16 protein-coding genes are annotated in these 17220 nt (G+C 73.3%); 9 read left to right on the top strand and 7 right to left on the bottom strand.

Annotation, left to right across the window (positions count from 1 at the left end; all coding sequences use genetic code 11):
* Window positions 1–26: 26 nt before the first annotated feature.
* The 3 genes from Sdia_RS15810 to Sdia_RS15800 all read right to left on the bottom strand — a co-directional run bounded on the left by Sdia_RS15810 (window position 27) and on the right by Sdia_RS15800 (window position 2830).
* The gene (locus Sdia_RS15810; protein ID WP_100455807.1) at window positions 27–662 is read right to left on the bottom strand and encodes a helix-turn-helix domain-containing protein; all 636 of its coding nucleotides are present in this window, start codon (window positions 660–662) and stop codon (window positions 27–29) included.
* A gap of 67 nt (window positions 663–729) precedes the next feature.
* Window positions 730–1461: a PIG-L deacetylase family protein gene (locus tag Sdia_RS15805; RefSeq protein ID WP_100455756.1), complete on the bottom strand. Its 732-nt coding sequence runs from the start codon at window positions 1459–1461 to the stop codon at window positions 730–732.
* Window positions 1462–1516: 55 nt separating this feature from the next.
* A complete protein-coding gene (locus tag Sdia_RS15800) occupies window positions 1517–2830 on the bottom strand; it encodes an alpha/beta fold hydrolase (RefSeq protein WP_100455755.1) in 1314 nt (437 codons plus the stop codon).
* Window positions 2831–2959: 129 nt separating this feature from the next.
* On the opposite strand from Sdia_RS15800, the gene Sdia_RS15795 reads away from it, so the two are divergent.
* Window positions 2960–4123 (top strand): betaine/proline/choline family ABC transporter ATP-binding protein, encoded by a 1164-nt coding sequence (locus tag Sdia_RS15795; protein ID WP_100455754.1) that lies wholly within the window; start codon window positions 2960–2962, stop codon window positions 4121–4123.
* 8 nt (window positions 4124–4131) lie between these two features.
* Here Sdia_RS15795 and Sdia_RS15790 read toward each other — a convergent pair whose 3' ends face one another.
* From Sdia_RS15790 to Sdia_RS15780, 3 genes are read right to left on the bottom strand one after another with little or no spacing between them, the layout of a single operon-like run.
* Window positions 4132–5076, bottom strand: a complete 945-nt coding sequence (locus tag Sdia_RS15790) for an ABC transporter substrate-binding protein (protein ID WP_100455753.1) — start codon at window positions 5074–5076, stop codon at window positions 4132–4134.
* Window positions 5076–5747, bottom strand: coding sequence for an ABC transporter permease (locus tag Sdia_RS15785; RefSeq protein ID WP_100455752.1), 672 nt, complete (start codon window positions 5745–5747; stop codon window positions 5076–5078). Before Sdia_RS15785 ends, Sdia_RS15790 begins: the two co-directional genes overlap by 1 nt.
* Window positions 5744–6427, bottom strand: coding sequence for an ABC transporter permease (locus Sdia_RS15780; RefSeq protein WP_100455751.1), 684 nt, complete (start codon window positions 6425–6427; stop codon window positions 5744–5746). Before Sdia_RS15780 ends, Sdia_RS15785 begins: the two co-directional genes overlap by 4 nt.
* A 340-nt stretch (window positions 6428–6767) precedes the next feature.
* On the opposite strand from Sdia_RS15780, the gene Sdia_RS15775 reads away from it, so the two are divergent.
* From Sdia_RS15775 to Sdia_RS15765, 3 genes are all read left to right on the top strand, one after another.
* Window positions 6768–7982 carry a cytochrome P450 gene (locus tag Sdia_RS15775; protein WP_100455750.1) on the top strand — a complete coding sequence of 405 codons (1215 nt, stop codon included), beginning with the start codon at window positions 6768–6770 and terminating at the stop codon, window positions 7980–7982.
* A gap of 87 nt (window positions 7983–8069) precedes the next feature.
* The gene (locus Sdia_RS15770) at window positions 8070–9167 is read left to right on the top strand and encodes a type III polyketide synthase (RefSeq protein ID WP_100455749.1); all 1098 of its coding nucleotides are present in this window, start codon (window positions 8070–8072) and stop codon (window positions 9165–9167) included.
* A 48-nt stretch (window positions 9168–9215) separates the two neighbouring features.
* On the top strand, window positions 9216–10181 hold the full coding sequence (locus Sdia_RS15765; RefSeq protein WP_189500583.1) for a pirin family protein: 966 nt from the start codon (window positions 9216–9218) through the stop codon (window positions 10179–10181).
* Between the two features lie 749 nt (window positions 10182–10930).
* Here Sdia_RS15765 and Sdia_RS15760 read toward each other — a convergent pair.
* Window positions 10931–11593, bottom strand: coding sequence for a GntR family transcriptional regulator (locus Sdia_RS15760; protein WP_100455747.1), 663 nt, complete (start codon window positions 11591–11593; stop codon window positions 10931–10933).
* A gap of 187 nt (window positions 11594–11780) precedes the next feature.
* Here Sdia_RS15760 and Sdia_RS15750 point away from each other — a divergent pair, with 187 nt between their 5' ends.
* The 5 genes from Sdia_RS15750 to Sdia_RS15730 all read left to right on the top strand — a co-directional run bounded on the left by Sdia_RS15750 (window position 11781) and on the right by Sdia_RS15730 (window position 17125).
* The gene (locus tag Sdia_RS15750) at window positions 11781–12968 is read left to right on the top strand and encodes a 4-oxalomesaconate tautomerase (protein ID WP_189500584.1); all 1188 of its coding nucleotides are present in this window, start codon (window positions 11781–11783) and stop codon (window positions 12966–12968) included.
* Entirely contained in the window at window positions 12965–13990 is a 1026-nt protein-coding gene (locus Sdia_RS15745; RefSeq protein WP_100455745.1) for an amidohydrolase family protein, read from the top strand. Before Sdia_RS15750 ends, Sdia_RS15745 begins: the two co-directional genes overlap by 4 nt.
* 66 nt (window positions 13991–14056) lie before the next feature.
* A complete protein-coding gene (gene ligK / locus Sdia_RS15740) occupies window positions 14057–14740 on the top strand; it encodes a 4-carboxy-4-hydroxy-2-oxoadipate aldolase/oxaloacetate decarboxylase (protein WP_100455744.1) in 684 nt (227 codons plus the stop codon).
* Window positions 14741–14760: 20 nt separating this feature from the next.
* Window positions 14761–15684 (top strand): amidohydrolase family protein, encoded by a 924-nt coding sequence (locus Sdia_RS15735; protein ID WP_124288308.1) that lies wholly within the window; start codon window positions 14761–14763, stop codon window positions 15682–15684.
* A gap of 52 nt (window positions 15685–15736) precedes the next feature.
* Window positions 15737–17125, top strand: coding sequence for an MFS transporter (locus Sdia_RS15730; RefSeq protein ID WP_115068302.1), 1389 nt, complete (start codon window positions 15737–15739; stop codon window positions 17123–17125).
* Window positions 17126–17220 lie beyond the last annotated feature (95 nt).

Below are 17220 nucleotides of genomic sequence, written 5' to 3'. Positions count from 1 at the left end.
GCTCGCCGCGCGTGCGGCCGGGGACGTCAGCGGGCCGACTTCGGGCGCGCCCGTACATGCATCCGCTCCCCCTGCGGTCCGAAGAGGCTGAGCACCTCGGCCGGGTGGTCGCCGACGGCTCCGAACCAGTGCGGCAGGCGGGTGTCGAACTCGGCGGCCTCGCCCTCGCCGAGTTCGAAGTCGTGCTCGCCGAGGAGCAGCCGGAGCCGCCCGGAGATCACGTAGAGCCACTCGTACCCCTCGTGGGTGCGCTGCTCCTCGGCGGGGTCGCACCGCTCGCCCGGGCGCAGCACCCACTTGAACGCCTGGAGGCCGCCGGGGCGGCGACTGAGCGGGATGACGGTGCGGTTGCCCTGCTCGATGGGTTCCATGCGGACCCGCGGGTCGCCCGCCGGCGGCGCGCCGACCAGGCGGTCGAGGGGGACGTCGTGGGCGGCGGCGATGGGCAGCAGCAGTTCGAGGCTGGGGCGCCGGTTGCCGGACTCCAGGCGGGAGAGGGTGCTGACCGAGATGCCGGTGGCGGCGGAGAGGCCCGCGAGGGTGGCGCCGCGCTCCTTGCGCAGGGCGCGCAGGCGCGGACCGACCCCGGCGAGGACGGTGTCGGTGTCGGCCGGGGACGGGGTGGGCTCGGGCAGGGCGGGGCGGTGCGCGCGGGGGCTCATGGACCCATGGTGCCGCATCGGCAACAGGGGGTGCCGTTCCGGCAAGCGGCGGAGCTCCCGGCGCGGCTCAGCAGGGGAAGAGTTCGAAGGTGACGGCGGGCTTTCCGCCGAACCGGTCGGCGGCCCGCCGGACACCCTCGGTGAGCAGCTTGCGGCAGTACTGCTCCGGCTCCTCCTCCGTGAGCGCCTCGACGTAGGTGCGGTGGGCCAGCAGGGAGCGGATGCCGCGTTCCAGACCGGGCCCGGCGTCCACCGCGTGGGTGGGCCGGTCGCTGCCGAAGACGGCGACCCAGCGGACCCCGTCCCACGGGACCAGGCCCTCGGCGCCCAGCTCCGGGAAGATCCACCGGTTGCCCGCGTCGGCGGCGGCGTCCAGCGCGGCACGGCCGACGGCGACGTGGTCGGGGGTGTTGCGGTAGGTGCCGCCCCAGGTGTCGCGGTGGTTGAGGGTGATGACGAGTTCGGGGCGGTGGCGGCGGATGGCGGCGGCGATGTCGCGGCGCAGCGCGGGGCCGTACTCGATCACGCCGTCGCGGTGGTCGAGGAACTCCACGGCGCCGACACCGACCACATCGGCCGAGGCGCGCTGCTCCTGTTCGCGCAACGGGCCGCTGATGTCCGGTTCGAGGCTGTCGATCCCGGCCTCCCCGCGCGTCGCCAGGACGTAGGTGACCTCGCGGCCGCCGTCGGTCCAGTGGGCGACGGCGGCCGCGCACCCGTACTCCAGGTCGTCGGGGTGGGCGACGACCGCGAGGGCGCGCTGCCAGTCCTCGGGCATGGGGGCGAGCTGTTCGGCCATGGGGCAAGCGTAGGACGGGCGGGCGGCGGGCGCGCTCTCTGAGCCCCTTCGGCCGTCAGGCGCGGTCGCGGGCGAGGGCCAGGAGGCGGTCGAGGACGCGCGGGCCGCCGGCGCGCACGCCGTCGTGCTCGTACTCGTTGGTGACCCAGGGACGCAGACCGCGGATGGCGGCGGCGGTGCGCAGGGAGTCGGCGGTGTCGACGTACATGTCCTCGTGGTAGACGGCCGCCGCGGCGGGCACCTCGTTGGCGGCGAGCCGCTCCGGGTCGTAGAGCGGGGTCCAGTCGGTGCGGGCGGCGAGGATGCCGGCGGTCTCGCGCAGCGGGCGCAGCGCGGGGTCGGCGGTGAACTGCCAGGGGTGGATGGTCTCCCCGGTGAACAGGACGGGCTCGTCCCCGGCGAGGGCGCGGGCCGCGTCGAAGCGCGGGAACTCACCGCGCACCCGCTCGGCCGCCCAGGCGGTGGGCCGGTCGTCCTGGGCGTAGATCGCCTCGTGAAGGAGGGCGTACAGGGGGTTGGCGGCGTACGAGAGGTGGCCGCGGACCTGTTCCTGGAAGGCGTCGGAGAGTGCGTGGCCGCCGGGGACCCGGACGAAGGCGTCCTCCAGGAGGAAGTGGAGGTGGTGGCTGCCGTCGCCGGAGCCGAGCAGGATGCCGAGCGACTGGAACGCCTCGGCGGTCAGCAGGTGGCCGCCGGGGAGTTCGACCGGCTTCTCCAGCAGGTGGGCGGCGATGCGTCGGGCGCGCTCCACGTCCTGCGGGTAGCGGGCGTAGTGCGCCTCGTTCTTGCGGATGACGCGCGGATAGGCGGCGCGGTAGACGTCGTCGGCGTGCCCGTCGAGGGCGGGCAGGCCGCCGGTGAACAGGGCGGTGGCGACGCCCTCGGGCGCGGTGGAGAGGTAGGTGGTGGTGCAGAAGCCGCCGAAGCTCTGGCCGAGAACGGTCCAGGGGGCCCCGCCGGTGAGGCCGGGGCGGATCGCCTCGCAGTCGCGGACGATGGAGTCGGCGCGGAAGTGGGTGAGGTGGTCGGCCTGCTCCTCGGGGCCGCCGCGCAGCGGGAGCGTCTGCCGGTTCGCCGGGGTGGACGCCCCGGTGCCGCGCTGGTCGAGGAGGAGTACCCGGAACTCGCTGAGGGCGCGGCCGAGCCAGTGCGGGCGGCCGACGAGACGGTGGGCGCCGAAGCCGGGGCCGCCCTGGAGGTAGAGGAGCCAGGGCAGCGGCATCCCCTCGCGTTCGGCGGCGACCACCTCGCGGCCGTACAGCTCGATCCGCTCGCCGTCGGGCTCGTCGTGATCCAGGGGGACGCTGAAGCGGTGGTCGGTGAGGACGACGCCGGGCTGGCGGTAGGTGGCGGTGCGCGTGTCGGACACGTGGTCTCCCCTGGAGGTGGTGCGGTGGTGCGGCTGGTACCCGGGCCCAGTTCAGCACAGGGCCGCCGGCCGCGGCCGTACGGGTGCCACCGGGCGGCGCGGCCGGTGGGGCGCGGCTAGCGTGAGGCCATGATCCGCTTCGAGGAGGTCTCCAAGCGCTACCCGGACGGCACGGTGGCGGTCGACGGGCTCTCCTTCGAGGTGGAGCGGGGCGAACTGGTGACGCTGGTGGGGCCGTCGGGGTGCGGCAAGACGACCACGATGATGATGGTCAACCGCCTCACCGAGCCCACCTCGGGCCGGGTCCTGGTCGACGGCGAGGACGTCATGGCCCTCGACCCGGTCCGCCTGCGCCGCCGCATCGGCTACGTGATCCAGCAGGTCGGCCTGTTCCCGCACCGCACGGTGCTGGACAACACGGCGACGGTGCCGGCCCTCACGGGGTGGCGGCGGAGCCGGGCGCGGGACCGGGCGAAGGAGCTGCTGGAGCTGGTGGGGCTGGACCCGGCGGAGTTCGCGGACCGCTATCCGGCGCAGCTTTCGGGCGGCGAGCGGCAGCGGGTGGGCGTGGCCCGTGCCCTGGCGGCGGACCCCCCGGTGCTGCTGATGGACGAACCGTTCGGTGCCGTCGACCCGGTGGTGCGCGAGCGGCTGCAGAACGAGTTCACCGCCATCCAGCGCTCGCTGGGCACCACGGTGCTGCTGGTCACCCACGACATCGAGGAGGCGGTCCGCCTGGGCGACCGCATGGCCGTCTACGGCCGGGGCCGCATCGAGCAGTACGACAGCCCGGCGGCGGTGCTCGGCCGTCCCGCGGACGGCTACGTCGCGGAGTTCGTCGGCGCCGACCGGGGGCTGAAGCGGTTGTCGGTGACCGCGGTCGAGCCCGGCGACGTGGAGGAGCCGCCGGTCGCGCGGAGCGACGAGGAGGCCCGGCGGGCGGCGGCCCGGTTGCGGGAGCGCGGGGCGCGGTGGGCGGTGGTGCTGGACCCCGGCGGGCACCTGCACGGCTGGGTGGGGCTGGAGGAACTCGGCTCGGCGCCGGAGGGGCGGACCGTGCGGGAACTGGCCCGGCGGATGGGGGCGTGGGTGCCGGTGGGGGTGCCGCTGAAGCAGGCGTTCGGGGTGATGCTCCAGCACGACGCCGGGTGGGTGGCAGTGCTCGACGGGGACCGCTTCCTCGGCGTGCTGACCCCGGCCAAGCTGCACGAGGCGCTGCGCCGCTCGGTGGAGTCGGACGCGAAGGGCGTGCCGCGCGGCGAGGTGGCGTTCGACTCGGTGACGGACGCCTGAGACGGGTCTCAGGAGCCGAGCAGCCCCTTCTCCTCCAGGTAGGCGCGGGCCACGTCCTCGGGCAGCCGCCGCCAGCTGTCGACCTGCCGGTTGAGGTCGGCGAGGTCGGCGGTGGTGAGGACCGGGGCGAGGGCGTCGAGGGAACGGGCGACCCGCTCGTTCCCCGCGCGGGCGCGGTTGACGACGGGGACGACGGCGTCGGCGTTCTGGAGTCTCCTGTCGTCCTCCAGCAGGACCAGACCGAAGGCGTCGAGGGTGGCGTCGGTCGTGGTGGTGAGCACCATGTGGTCCTGGCCGCTCTGCACCGCCCGCTTGGCCTGGGTGGTGCCGACGCCCTTGGGGTCGACGGCGGTGACGTCGATGCCGTACGTCCTCTCCAGCCCCGGCCGGCAGTACGGCCGGGAGACGCACTCGTCGCCCGCCGCGAGGCGGACCGGGACGCCGGAGGCGCCGAGGTCGCTGAGGGTGCGCAAGGAGTGCTCGGCGGCGAACTCGCGGGTGACGGCGAAGGCGTTCTGGTCGACGGCCTTGCCGGGTTCGAGGACGGTGAGGCCGCGCGGGGTGGCGAGGCGGCGCAGCGCCTTCATCGTGGTGGCGAGGCCGGGCGAGCCGACGGGCTCGGCGTCGGGTCCGTTCTGCTTGGCGTTGAGCCAGTCGGCGAAGGTCGCCGCGTACTCGGGGACGACGTCGACGCGGCCGCTCTCCAGCGCGGGTTCGTACAGCTCTCGGTTGGCGACGGTGATGATCTGCGTCTCGTAGCCGGCCTGGCGCAGCAGCAGGGAGTACATCTGGGCGAGCAGGTCGGACTCGGTGAACCCGGCGGAGCCCACGGTGAGGCGGGAACTGTCGCCGGGCGGTGCGGTGACCTCGCCCTGGTCCTCCAGGGTGGGCCCGCTCGCGCAGGCGGTGCAGGCGGTCAGCAGCAGTGCGGTGAACAGGGCGCGGGCGCGCATCAGCCACTCCCCCGGGCCCAGGGCGGGGAGAGCCGTTCGGCGAGGACGAAGGCGCCTTCGACGGCGAGGGCGAGGGCGGCGACGAGGACGGCTCCGGCGACCACCTGCGGGGTGCTGGCGAGGTTGAACCCGGCGGTGATGACGCGGCCCAGGCCGCCGCCTCCGGCGAGCGCGGCGATGGTGGCGGTGGCGACGAGCTGGGTGGCGGCGATCCGGACACCGGTCATGATCATGGGCAGGGCGAGCGGCAGCTCCACCCCGGTCAGCACCTGCCGTCCCGTCATCCCCATGCCGGTGGCGGCCCGGACGGTGTCCCGGTCGACGCCGCGCATGCCGACGTAGGCGTTGGTGAGCAGCGGGGGGATCGCGAAGAGGACGAGGGCGACGACGGTGGGGCCCTCGCTCCAGCGGCCCACGGGGGTGAGCAGGAGCAGCACGAGGACGGCGAAGGTGGGGACGGCCCGGCCGATGTTGGCGAGGTTGACGGCGAGGGCGCCGCCCTTGCCGAGGTGGCCGAGGACCAGCGCGACGGGCAGCGCGAGCAGGCAGCTCACGGCGAGGCAGACGCCGGTGAGGACGACATGCTCGACGAGCCGCTGGGCGATGCCGCCGTCGCCGCTCCAGTGGGCCGGGTCGGTGAGCCAGCGCCAGGCCTCGGCGAGGGTGGTCACGGGGCACCCGCCCTGGCCCAGGGGGTGAGGAGCCGCTGGACGCCGAGGAGGAGCAGGTCGGCGGCGACGGCGATGACCACGCAGAGCACCGAGGCGGTGAGGACCTGCGCCTTGAAGTAGGTGTTCATCCCCGCGTAGATGAGGTTGCCGAGCCCTCCGAAGCCGACGATGGCGCCGATCGTGACGAGGGAGACGGCGGAGACGGTGGCGATCCGCAGTCCGGCCATCGCGGCCGGCAGCGCCAGTGGCAGTTCGACGGTGAGCAGCAGCCGTACGGGCCCGTACCCCATGCCGCGTGCCGCCTGCCGGGTCTCCTCGGGGACGGCGCGCAGTCCGGCGAGGATGTTGCGCACCAGCAGCGTCAGCGAGTAGAGGACCAGCCCGGCGACGACCAGCGAGGCGGACAGCCCGTACAGCGGCAGCAGCAGGGAGAACATCGCCAGCGAGGGGATGGTGTACAGGACCGTCGTCACGGCCAGCACCGGCCCGGCCGCTTTGCTCCACCGGCGGGCGACGACGGCCAGCGGCACGGCGAGCACCAGCGCGATCGCCACGGGCACGGCGGTGAGCTGGAGGTGTTCGAGCACGGCGTCGAGAAGGATGGTGCGGCGGGTGCTCAGGTACTCGCCGCAGATCCAGGTGTTGCGGGCCAGGCAGTCGTCCGGCGCGGGCGTGCTCATCGGTCCATTGGACCGTCCTCGGGGGTGGGCTGCGCCCCGGGTTGGCCCGGGCGGGTGTTCGACGGCGGCGCGGACCCGTTCCCGGCAAGGGCGCGCGGGTGGCGGGCCGGTGTGCCGTGGTGCGCTCCTCCGGGGGAGGGAGTCCGGCCCGTCCGCCGGTTTCACGGCCGGGGCAGGGGTACACCAGGCCCTACCGGATGGCGCGTGTTCGGCTGTCCGTGGGACGTCAGGTATCGCCACCGGCCCCGCGTGGCATACCCCTCCCGTCCCCGGTGCGGCGTCGAGAAGGACACGCCTGATCCGCGTGAGCACATCCAGGACCGACTGAAGGGCCGCCGCCGTGAGCACTGAAGCCGTACCCGACGTACCGACGTGTCCGTTCGACTTCGCCGAGGGACTCGACTTCGATCCGGCACTGCTCGGCATGTTGCGGAGCGAGGAGCGGGTGGCGCGGATCCGGATGCCGTACGGCGAGGGCGACGCCTGGCTGGTGACCCGGTACGAGGACGTGCGGACGGTCACCACCGACCGCAGGTTCAGCCGCAACGCCGTCACCGGCAAGGACTTCCCCCGGATGACTCCGGAGCCGATCGTCCAGTCGGGCGCCATCAACCTGATGGACCCGCCGGACAGCAGCAGGCTGCGGCGGCTGGTACGGCAGTCGTTCGCCCCGCGCCACCTGGAGCGGATGCGCGGCCGCACCCAGTCGGTGGTCGACGGTCTGCTCGACGGCATGGCGCGGGCCGGTTCGCCCACCGACCTCTTCGCCCACCTGGCGCTGCCGCTGCCGCTGGTGACGATCTGCGAGGTACTGGACATCCCGGAGGCCGACCGGCACTGGCTGCGGGCCCACGCGATGACCATGATGAACATGGGCCCGGCCGGGAAGGACGCCGCCGTCCGTGCCAAGGGCGAGCTGCGGGAGTACTTCGCGCGCCTCACCGCCGAGCGCCGCCGCTCCCCCGGCGCCGACATGATCAGCACCCTCGCCACCGCCCGGGAGGGCGGCGAGATGCTCGGCGACGACGAGCTGACCGTGATGGCGATGGTGCTGCTCATCACCGGCCAGGACACCACCACCTACCAGCTGGGCAACATCTCCTACCTGCTGCTGACCCGCGACGACATCCGCGAGCGGCTGCGGCACGACCCCGGCTCGCTGCCCCGCGTCCTCGAGGAGCTGCTGCGCCACATCCCGTTCCGCAAGGGCGTGGGCATCCCCCGGATCGCCACCGAGGACGTGGAGCTGGGCGGCGCCCTGATCCGCGCCGGGGACACGGTGCACGTGTCGTACCTGACCGCCAACCGCGACGGTGAGAAGTTCGAGCGGCCCGACGAGATCGACCTCGACCGGCCCGCCGTCCCGCACATGACCTTCGGCTGGGGCTCTCACCACTGCCTCGGCTCACCGCTCGCGGTGATGGAGCTGGAGATCGCCCTCTCCACGCTGCTGCGTCGCTTCCCCGACCTGGCGCTCGCCGTGCCGGCCGGTGACGTCGAGTGGAACGCCACCTCCATCTGGCGCTACCCGCTCGCCCTGCCCGTCACCTGGTGACGCCCTCCCCCCTCGCGTTCGCGCGGACCCGCGCCTTCGCGCATCCCGACACGCGTTCGCGCGCCCTGAAGAGATGACGAGAATCCCATGGCCGTTCTCTGCCGCCCCGCCGTCGCCGTCCCGCCGCACGTCATCACCATGGAGGAGACCCTCGACCTGGCCCGCAGCACCCACGCCGACCACGACCAGCTCGGCCTGGTGCTGCGGCTGATCCGCAACACCGGGGTCGCCACCCGGCACCTGGTGCAGCCCATCGAGGAGACCCTCGCCCACCCGGGCTTCGAGGCCCGCAACAAGGTCTACGAGCGAGAGGCCAAGGCCCGCGTCCCGCAGGTCGTCCACCGGGCGCTCGCCGAGGCGGAGCTGACCGCGCAGGACATCGACCTGATCGTCTACGTCTCGTGCACCGGCTTCATGATGCCCTCGATGACGGCCTGGATGATCAACTCGCTGGGCTTCCGCTCCGACACCCGCCAGCTCCCCATCGCCCAACTGGGCTGCGCGGCGGGCGGCGCGGCCGTCAACCGGGCGCACGACTTCACCGCGGCCTACCCGGGCAGCAACGTCCTCATCGTGGCCTGCGAGTTCTGCTCCCTGCTCTACCAGCCCACCGACCTGGGCGTCGGCTCGCTGCTCTCCAACGGGCTGTTCGGCGACGCGGTGGCCGCCGTCGTCGTCCGCGGCGAGGGCGGCACCGGGCTCCGCCTGGAGCGCAACGGCTCCCACCTGGTCCCCGACACCGAGGCGTGGATCTCCTACGCGGTGCGCGAGACCGGTTTCCACTTCCAGCTGGACAAGCGGGTGCCGGGCACCATGTCGATGCTGGCCCCGGCACTGACGGCGCTCTCCGCGCAGCACGAGTGGAACGTCGGCGAGCTGGACTTCTACATCATCCACGCGGGCGGCCCCCGCATCCTCGACGACCTCTGCACCCACCTGGAGCTGCCGCCGGAGATGTTCGCGCAGAGCCGCGAGACCCTCACCGAGCGCGGCAACATCGCCAGTTGCGTCGTCCTGGACGCCCTCGACCGCTATTTCGCCACGGGGAGGGCGACCGAGGGCGCCCGCGGGATGCTCGCCGGGTTCGGCCCGGGCATCACCGCCGAGATCTCGCTGGGCACGTGGGCGACGGGCCCGGCCCGGCCGGCCGCGCTGACCGGCGCCGAGGCACGCCGTCCGGCCTGAGCCGGGGCGCCCTCGCCCGGGGCACGGTCCGCGGTTAGGTTGGCGGGCATGAGCAACCTGGAACGTGAGGCCGTGCCCACCCTCTGCGGCGGCCGGGGCGATGTCGTCGGTGAGCCCGTGCGGGAACTGCTGCCCCCGCGCCGGGTCAAGCTCGGCGAGTCGACCGAGGTCCGGCGGCTGCTCCCGAGCCTGGGCCGCCGCATGATCGGCGCCTGGGCCTTCGTGGACCACTACGGACCGGACGACATCGCCGACGAGCCCGGCATGCAGGTCCCGCCCCACCCGCACATCGGGCTCCAGACCGTCAGCTGGCTCCACCAGGGCGAGGTCCTGCACCGCGACTCGACCGGCAGCCTCCAGACGATCCGGCCGCGCGAACTGGGGCTGATGACCTCCGGCCGGGCCATCTCGCACTCCGAGGAGAGCCCGCGCCCGCACGCCCGCCTCCTGCACGGCGCCCAGCTCTGGGTCGCCCTGCCCGACGCCCACCGGCACGTCGACCCGCGCTTCGAGCACCACGCCGACCTGCCCGTCGTCACCGCTCCCGGCCTGAGCGGCACCGTGGTGCTCGGCGAGGTCGACGGCGCCCGTTCCCCCGGTACGACCTACTCGCCGCTGGTCGGCCTCGACGTCGGTCTCGCCGCCGGCGCCGAGGCCCGGCTCCCCCTCGAACCCGACTTCGAGTACGGCGTCCTCACCATGTCCGGGGAACTCCACGCCGACGGTGTCCCCCTGCTGCCCGGCTCCCTGCTCTACCTCGGCTGCGGCCGCCGCGAACTGCCCCTGCGCGCGACCTCCGACGCCACCTTCATGCTCCTGGGCGGCGAGCCCTTCGAGGAGAAGCTGATCATGTGGTGGAACTTCGTCGGGCGTACGCAGGAGGACATCAGCCGGGCCCGCGAGGACTGGATGAACGGGTCGCGGTTCGGCGAGGTGCACGGCTACGACGGCGACCCGCTGCCCGCGCCGCAGCTCCCGCCCCTTCCCCTCAAGGCACGGGGCCGGGTGCGCTGAACCGGATCTGGGACGCGGAGCGGCTGGACGTGTCCGCCCACGTGAGCGGGCCGGCCCGGGCGGGCGGAGTGGTCACGTGGGCGGGCCGGCCCACGTGACCAGGGGAAGTCCCCGACCTCAGTCGCCTGGCTCGGCTTGGTGCGGGGACGCGAGGCGCGCCCGGGTGGACCGCCCCGGCCCCCGGGTGGGCACCACGTGGACGGGCTGGTGTCCCGAAGGCACCGGGACGAGGTGGTGGGGGCCGGCCGTCGCCGGCCGAGACCCGCCACGGTGGCCTGGGAGAGAAGGGCCGCACCGCCCCGGTACCCGCGCGGCACCGAGGACCTGGGTGTGCGCCCTGCCTCGGCGGCCGAACACGTTGATCGCGAGGCGGGGCGGCGGGGGGGGCCGGGCTCAGCCCTTGTCGCCGGGCGCGGGCACGGGGGCCGAGGTCCGCCGTGGGCCACCCGGCCGGACGGCGTCGGCGCGGCCCCTGAACCTGGTGGTCGTCGGCGCGCCCCCGCCGTGTGTGCGCCGCGATCGGGCTCGGCCTCGGCCCGGCCACCCTCCATCGCCTGACCTGGGCACACAGGCCCTGCCCGGAAGCCGGTACCGCCGGCTGAGGACTCGCCCCCTGCTGCGACCAGCGCGCCGATGCCGTCTCCGCTCCCCCTCGCCGACGCCGCCGTGCCCGGGGTGCCCCTCCTCGGTGCCGTCTGTCGCCAGGACGGGCCCGCGGGCGGGCCATCGGCCGGACAGGCCGCCACCGATCAGGTACGGGCGGACGCGGCCGGCGAGCGCAGTTGCTCGATCACGTCGTCCAGGTGCGCGGCCGCCGCCTCGGCCGCCGCCGCCGCGTCGCCTCCCACCACCGCCTCGATGATGGCCAGGTGCTGCGGCAGGGACCGGGCAGGACGTCCGGGGCGCAGGGCCAGCCGGAACTGGAAGCGCACCATCGGCCCGTTGAGCCGGTCGAGGGTGCGCCGGGCGACCTCCTGGCCGCTGGCCTCGATGACCAGTTCGTGCAGACGCTGGTTGAGCGCCGAGTAGGCGTCCCACGCGCCGTCGGCGACGGCCTGCCGCATGTCCGCCCCGATCCGGTCGAGTTCCCCGCGCTGCGCGTCGGTGGCCAGGGTGGCCGCCTTGCGGGCGCACAGTTGCTCGAGGGCCGAGCGGCACTCGGTGATCTGGATCGCCTCCTCGACGGAGACCATGCGCACCCTGGCCCCTCTACGGGGGACGATCTCCAGGATCTCCTCTGCGGCGAGGTCCTGGAGCGCCTCACGGACGGCCCCGCGGGTCGCCCCGTAGGACTCGGCGAGGTCGTTCTCGACGAGCCGCTGCCCGGGGACCAGGTCCCCGGAGCGCAGAGCGTGCCTGATGGCGTCCGCCACGTACTGGCGGCCCGCGGCACCCGTGAGCTTGTCGGTCACTCGGTCGTCCTCTTCCGTCGTCGCCCGTCGCCGCCCGTGGCGGCATTCCCGCAGGGAGAACCCTAGTGGGCGGATCTGACGCCCCCGCACCCGGGACACGAAGGATCGACAATTTCGCGAAACATCTTGTCAACAATCTCGTTGATGATTTAGCTTCCTCGCACACCCCGACCACGAAGGAGCGGCCATGCCTGCCGTTGCAGCCACCGGAACCCCGGCGGTCACCAGACGCGGCTCCCAGACCGCCGTCCCGTGTCTGTTCATGCGCGGCGGGACGTCGCGGGGACCGTTCTTCGACGCTCGGCTGCTGCCCGACGACCCGGGTCTGCGGGACGCCGTCCTGCTGGCGGCGATGGGTTCACCGGACGCGCGGCAGATCGACGGTGTCGGCGGTGCGCACCCCCTGACCAGCAAGATCGGCCTGGTGCGCCCGGGCGCGACGGCCGATGTCGACCTGGAGTGGACCTTCGCCCAGGTGCAACCCGGTGGAACGGAGGTCGACACCTCGTCCAACTGCGGGAACATGCTCGCCGCCGTGGTGCCGTTCGCCGTCGAGACCGGCCTGCTCGTGCCCACGGGGGACCGCACCACGGCCCGCGTCCTGACCCGCAACACCGGCATGGTCGCCGAGATCACGGTCTCCACCCCGGCCGGCCGGACCGGCGTCCGGCACGTCGCGTACGAAGGCCCGGCCCGCATCGACGGTGTCCCCGGCACCGCCGCTCCCGTCGAGATCGGCTTCGTGGACACCGCCGGTTCCGTCGCCGGTTCGCTCCTTCCCACCGGGCGCGTGCGGGACACCGTCGAGGTGCCCGGGACCGGCCCCGTCGACGTCACGCTGATCGACAACGGCCAGCCGCTGGTGATCGTCGCGGCCGAGCGCCTGGGGGCCACCGGATACGAGACCCCGGCCGAGATCGACGCCGACGAGGAGCTGCGGGGCCGGGTGGAGGCGCTGCGCCTGGTGTGCGGCCACGCCATGGGACTGGGCGACGTGTCGGAGCGGAACTATCCGAAGATGACGCTGGTGGCGCCGCCCCGGCACGGCGGCACCCTCTCCACCCGCAGCCTCATCCCCCGGGTCTGCCACCAGTCCATCGGCGTGCTGGCCGCCGTCACGGCCGCCACCGCCTGCGTGCTCGACGGCAGTGTCGCCCGTGAACTGGCCGCCGCTGTGCCGGGTACGGAGCCCACGGTCCGCGTCGAGCACCCGTCCGGCGCCTTCGACGTCACCTTGGCCCGCGACCCCGAGGACCCCCGGCAGGTCACGCGGTCCGCGCTGCTGCGCACCGCCCGCCTGCTCATGGCCGGGGACGTGCTCGTCCCCCGTTCCGTCTGGGACCCCGCCCCCACCGTTCAGGAGAAGTCCTCGTGATCATCGACATCCACGGCCACTACACCACCGCCCCCGCCCCGCTCGGCCGCTGGCGCGAGGCCCAGGCCGCCGCGCTCACCGACCCGGTACAGGCACCGGACCCGGCCGGTCCGGTCATCAGCGACGACCAGATCCGCGAGTCGGTCGAGGCCAACCAGCTGCGGCTGATGGACGAGCGCGGCATCGACGTCACCGTCTTCTCCCCCCGCGCCTCCTTCATGGCGCACCACATCGGCGACTTCGCGACCTCCTCGGCCTGGTCCCGCATCTGCAACGACCTGTGCCACCGCGTCGCGGAGCTGTACCCCGACCGCTTCGCTCCCGGAGCGATGCTGCCGCAGTCGCCCGGGGTGGACCCGGCCACCACGGTCCCGGAGATCGAGCGGGCCGTGAGGGAGCTGGGCGCTGTGACCGTCAACCTCAACCCTGACCCCAGTGGCGGCCACTGGACCGCTCCCCCGCTGACCGACCGCTCCTGGTACCCGGTGTGGGAGAAGCTCGTCGAACTGGACGTGCCCGCGATGGTGCACGTCTCCAGCAGCTGCAACCCGGCCTTCCACACCACGGGAGCGCACTACCTGAACGCGGACACCACCGCCTTCATGCAACTGCTCACCGGCGACCTGTTCACCGACTTCCCCGGACTGCGCCTGGTCGTCCCGCACGGCGGCGGAGCGGTGCCCTACCACTGGGGCCGGTTCCGCGGCCTGGCGCAGGCACTCGGCCGGCCCGAGCCGGAGGAGTCCCTCCTGCGCAACGTCTACTTCGACACCTGTGTCTACCACCAGCCCGGCATCGACCTGCTGCTGGACGTGATCCCGGTCGACAACGTCCTGTTCGCCTCGGAGATGGTCGGCGCCGTCCGCGGCGTCGACCCGCGCACCGGTCACCACTTCGACGACACCCGCCGCTACGTCGAGCGCGCGGGCCTGACCCCGGCGGACCTGACGGCGGTCCTGGAGGGCAACGCCCGCCGGGTCTACCCGCTTCTGGACGCCCGCCTGACCGCCCAGGGCCGCTGAGAACCACCGTCCGCCGGCGAGGGCGTCGGCGACGCGGTCCCCCTCCACAGAGCAAGGAGCAGCACCATGCACCACCTCGGAGTCGTCCACCGCACCGTCGCACGCGCCGATCGCGCGGCCGTCGAGGCACTGTCGGCGTTCGGCGTCGCCACCGTGCACGAGGCGATGGGCCGTCTCGGCCTCATGCGCCCCTACATCCGCCCGGTCTACGAGGGCGCGAGGCTCTGCGGCACGGCGGTCACCGTGCTGCTCCAGCCGGGTGACAACTGGATGCTGCACGTCGCCGCCGAACAGGTCCGGGAGGGCGACATCGTGGTCGCGGGCTGCACCACCGAGAGCGAGGACGGCTTCTTCGGAGAACTCCTCGCCACCTCGCTGCGCGCCCGCGGCGCCGGGGGCCTGGTCATCGACGGCGGCTGCCGCGACGTGGACGACCTGCGCCGGATGGACTTCCCCGTCTTCTCGCGCGCCGTCAGCGCCAAGGGCACCGTCAAGGCCACCCTTGGCTCGGTGAACGTCCCCGTCGTCGTCGCCAACGCGCTGGTCGCCCCCGGTGACGTGATCGTCGCCGACACCGACGGCGTGGTGGTCGTGCCCGCCGCCAGGGCCGCCGAGGTCGCCGAGGCCGCCGCGCGGCGCGAGGCGGCGGAGGAGGGCAAGCGGCAGCGCTTCCGCGACGGCGAACTGGGTCTCGACATGTACGCCATGCGCGGCCCCCTGGCCGACCTCGGCCTGACCTACGTCGACTGACGCCCCGAGGAGCACCCCCGATGACTGACCGGCCCTTCCCCGTCACCCCCGGCTGGCTCGACTGGTACCGCGGCCCGTCGAAGCCCCGCTTCGCCCTGCCACCGGGCTCCGTCGACGCCCACTGCCACGTCTTCGGCCCCGCTGCCGAGTTCCCCTTCGCCCCCGAGCGCAAGTACACCCCCGTCGACGCCTCGAAGCACGACCTGTTCGCGCTGCGCGACCACCTCGGTGTCACCCGCAACGTCATCGTCCAGGCCACCTGCCACGGGGCCGACAACAGCGCCCTGGTGGACGCCCTGCGCACCGCCGGCGACCTGGCCCGCGGGGTGGCGACCGTGCGCCCCGACGTCAGCGACGGGGAACTGCGGCGCCTGCACGACGCCGGCGTACGCGGGGTGCGCTTCAACTTCGTGCGGCGCCTGGTGGACGCGGCGCCCACCGAGGCACTGGAGGCGGTCGTCCGCCGTGTCGCGCCGCTCGGCTGGCACGTCGTCCTGTACTTCGAGGCGGCGGACCTGCCCGGCCTGGAGAGCTTCTTCGCCTCCCTCCCGGTGCCGCTCGTCATCGACCACATGGGGCGCCCCGACGTCACCAGGAGTGCGGACGGCCCCGAGTTCGCCCGCTTCCTGCGCTTCGTGGAGGCCAACGACGTCTGGGTGAAGGTCTCCTGCCCCGAGCGGCTGACGGCGACCGGGCCGCGTGCCCTGGACGGGGAACGCGACGCCTACCGGGACGTGGTGCCCTTCGCCCGGAAGGTCGTCGACACCTTCACCGACCGGGTCCTGTGGGGCACCGACTGGCCCCACCCGAACCTCAAGGACCACATGCCCGACGACGGTCTGCTCGTCGACCACATCCCCCGTGTGGCGACCACGCCGGACCGGCGGCAGGCCCTGCTGGTCGACAACCCCATGCGTCTGTACTGGCCGGAAGAGGCCCGCTGACGTCACCCCGGCCCGGCGCCGACGCCCGAGCCCCCCATTCCAGGAGCGTGCAGTGCAGCACATCCGCACCACCAACGCGGCGAACCGGCTGGACCGGTTGCCGATCTCGAAGTTCCACAAGACCACTCTCCTCGCGGTGGCGTTCGCCTACTTCTTCGAGTTCGCGGACATCAACACCTTCGCCATCACCGCGCCGGTGGTACGCGAGCAGTGGAGTGCCGAGGTCAACGACATCGCCTACGTGACCTCGACGTCCTTCGTGGGCATGTTCATCGGCGCCGTCGTGGCCGGCGGGCTGGCCGACAGGCTGGGACGCAAGCGCACCCTGACCTGGACCACGCTCTGGTTCACCCTCTGGTCCTTCGCCTGCGTCTTCGCCTGGGACATCTGGTCCCTCGGTGTCTTCCGCGTACTGACCTCGGCCGGCCTGTCCGCCATGACCGTGGTCGCCGTCGTCTACATCAGCGAGCTGTTCCCCAGCGCCAAACGCGGGAAGTTCCAGGCGTACGCCATCGTCATCGGCATCTGCGGCACCCCCGCCACCAACCTCATCGCCTCCGCGGTGGTGCCCATGGCCGACTGGTCCTGGCGTCTGGTCTACCTCTGGGGCACGCTCGGCGTCTTCTTCCTGCTCTTCGTGCGCAAACTGGAGGAGTCCCCGCAGTGGCTGGAGGCCCGAGGCCGCCATGAGGAGGCCGAGGCCGTCCTGGCGCGCATCGAGGCGAGCGCGTCGGCCGAGCACGGCGCCCTCCCCGAGGCGCGAGAGCCCGTGCCCCAGGCTCCGGCCGTCAAACCGGGGCTGGGGATGCTCAAGGACAAGAAGTTCCTGTACCCGACGATCCTGCTCTCGGTCCTGTGGGTCACCCAGACCATCGGCTTCTTCGGCTACTCCAGCTGGGCCCCGACGCTGCTGGCCGCGGAGGGGGTCAGCGTGGAGGACTCGATCTTCTACGTCGCCCTGACGACGGTCGGCGCCCCGCTCGGCTCGTTCCTCGCGGCGATGGTCACCGACCGGTTCGAACGCAAGTGGTGCCTGGTGGTGTTCGGCGTGGTCATCGCCGCCGCCGGGCTCATGTACGGGCTGACGTTCACCCCGGTGCTCATCGTCGTCTTCGGCTTCCTGGTCAACCTCTTCGAGCGCGGCTACACCGCCCTGGCGTACGCGTACTCCCCCGAACTGTTCAACACCAGCGGCCGCTCGCTGGGCACCAGCATCGCCTACGGTCTGGGGCGCCTGTCGAACGCGGTGGGCCCGTTGATGATCGCCGGCATCTACAACGGCATCGGCTACGAGGCGGTCTTCATGTTCATCGCCGGCACCTGGACGCTCGGCGCCCTCGTCCTGGCCTTCTTCGGACCCGCGACGCGCCGCCAGAGGCTGGCGGCCGCGAGCGAGGCCGACACACCGACGCGGTCGCGGCCGGCCGCCACGACGCCCTGACCACTCCCGGCGGAACGGCTTCCGACGTCACCGGCTGACGAGGCGCGGGGGTCAGGAGGACCTCGCGGATGGCGTCGAGGTGCTGAGCCACGAAG

The sequence above is a fragment of the Streptomyces diastaticus subsp. diastaticus genome (assembly GCF_011170125.1).
Classification (GTDB): Bacteria; Actinomycetota; Actinomycetes; order Streptomycetales; family Streptomycetaceae; genus Streptomyces; species Streptomyces diastaticus.
The sequence above is the reverse complement of the archived record's forward strand: the minus strand, read 5'-3'. Positions and strand labels throughout refer to the sequence as shown.

Bases quoted from the DNA above. Each gene is read 5' to 3' on its own strand.
- Sdia_RS15795 (WP_100455754.1), top strand. From the start codon at position 2,960: ATGATCCGCTTCGAGGAGGTCTCCAAGCGCTACCCGGACGGCACGGTG.
- Sdia_RS15765 (WP_189500583.1), top strand. From the start codon at position 9,216: ATGAGCAACCTGGAACGTGAGGCCGTGCCCACCCTCTGCGGCGGCCGG.
- Sdia_RS15790 (WP_100455753.1), bottom strand. From the start codon at position 5,076: ATGCGCGCCCGCGCCCTGTTCACCGCACTGCTGCTGACCGCCTGCACC.
- Sdia_RS15810 (WP_100455807.1), bottom strand. From the start codon at position 662: ATGAGCCCCCGCGCGCACCGCCCCGCCCTGCCCGAGCCCACCCCGTCC.
- ligK (WP_100455744.1), top strand. From the start codon at position 14,057: ATGCACCACCTCGGAGTCGTCCACCGCACCGTCGCACGCGCCGATCGC.
- Sdia_RS15750 (WP_189500584.1), top strand. From the start codon at position 11,781: ATGCCTGCCGTTGCAGCCACCGGAACCCCGGCGGTCACCAGACGCGGC.
- Sdia_RS15735 (WP_124288308.1), top strand. From the start codon at position 14,761: ATGACTGACCGGCCCTTCCCCGTCACCCCCGGCTGGCTCGACTGGTAC.
- Sdia_RS15770 (WP_100455749.1), top strand. From the start codon at position 8,070: ATGGCCGTTCTCTGCCGCCCCGCCGTCGCCGTCCCGCCGCACGTCATC.
- Sdia_RS15780 (WP_100455751.1), bottom strand. From the start codon at position 6,427: ATGAGCACGCCCGCGCCGGACGACTGCCTGGCCCGCAACACCTGGATC.
- Sdia_RS15805 (WP_100455756.1), bottom strand. From the start codon at position 1,461: ATGGCCGAACAGCTCGCCCCCATGCCCGAGGACTGGCAGCGCGCCCTC.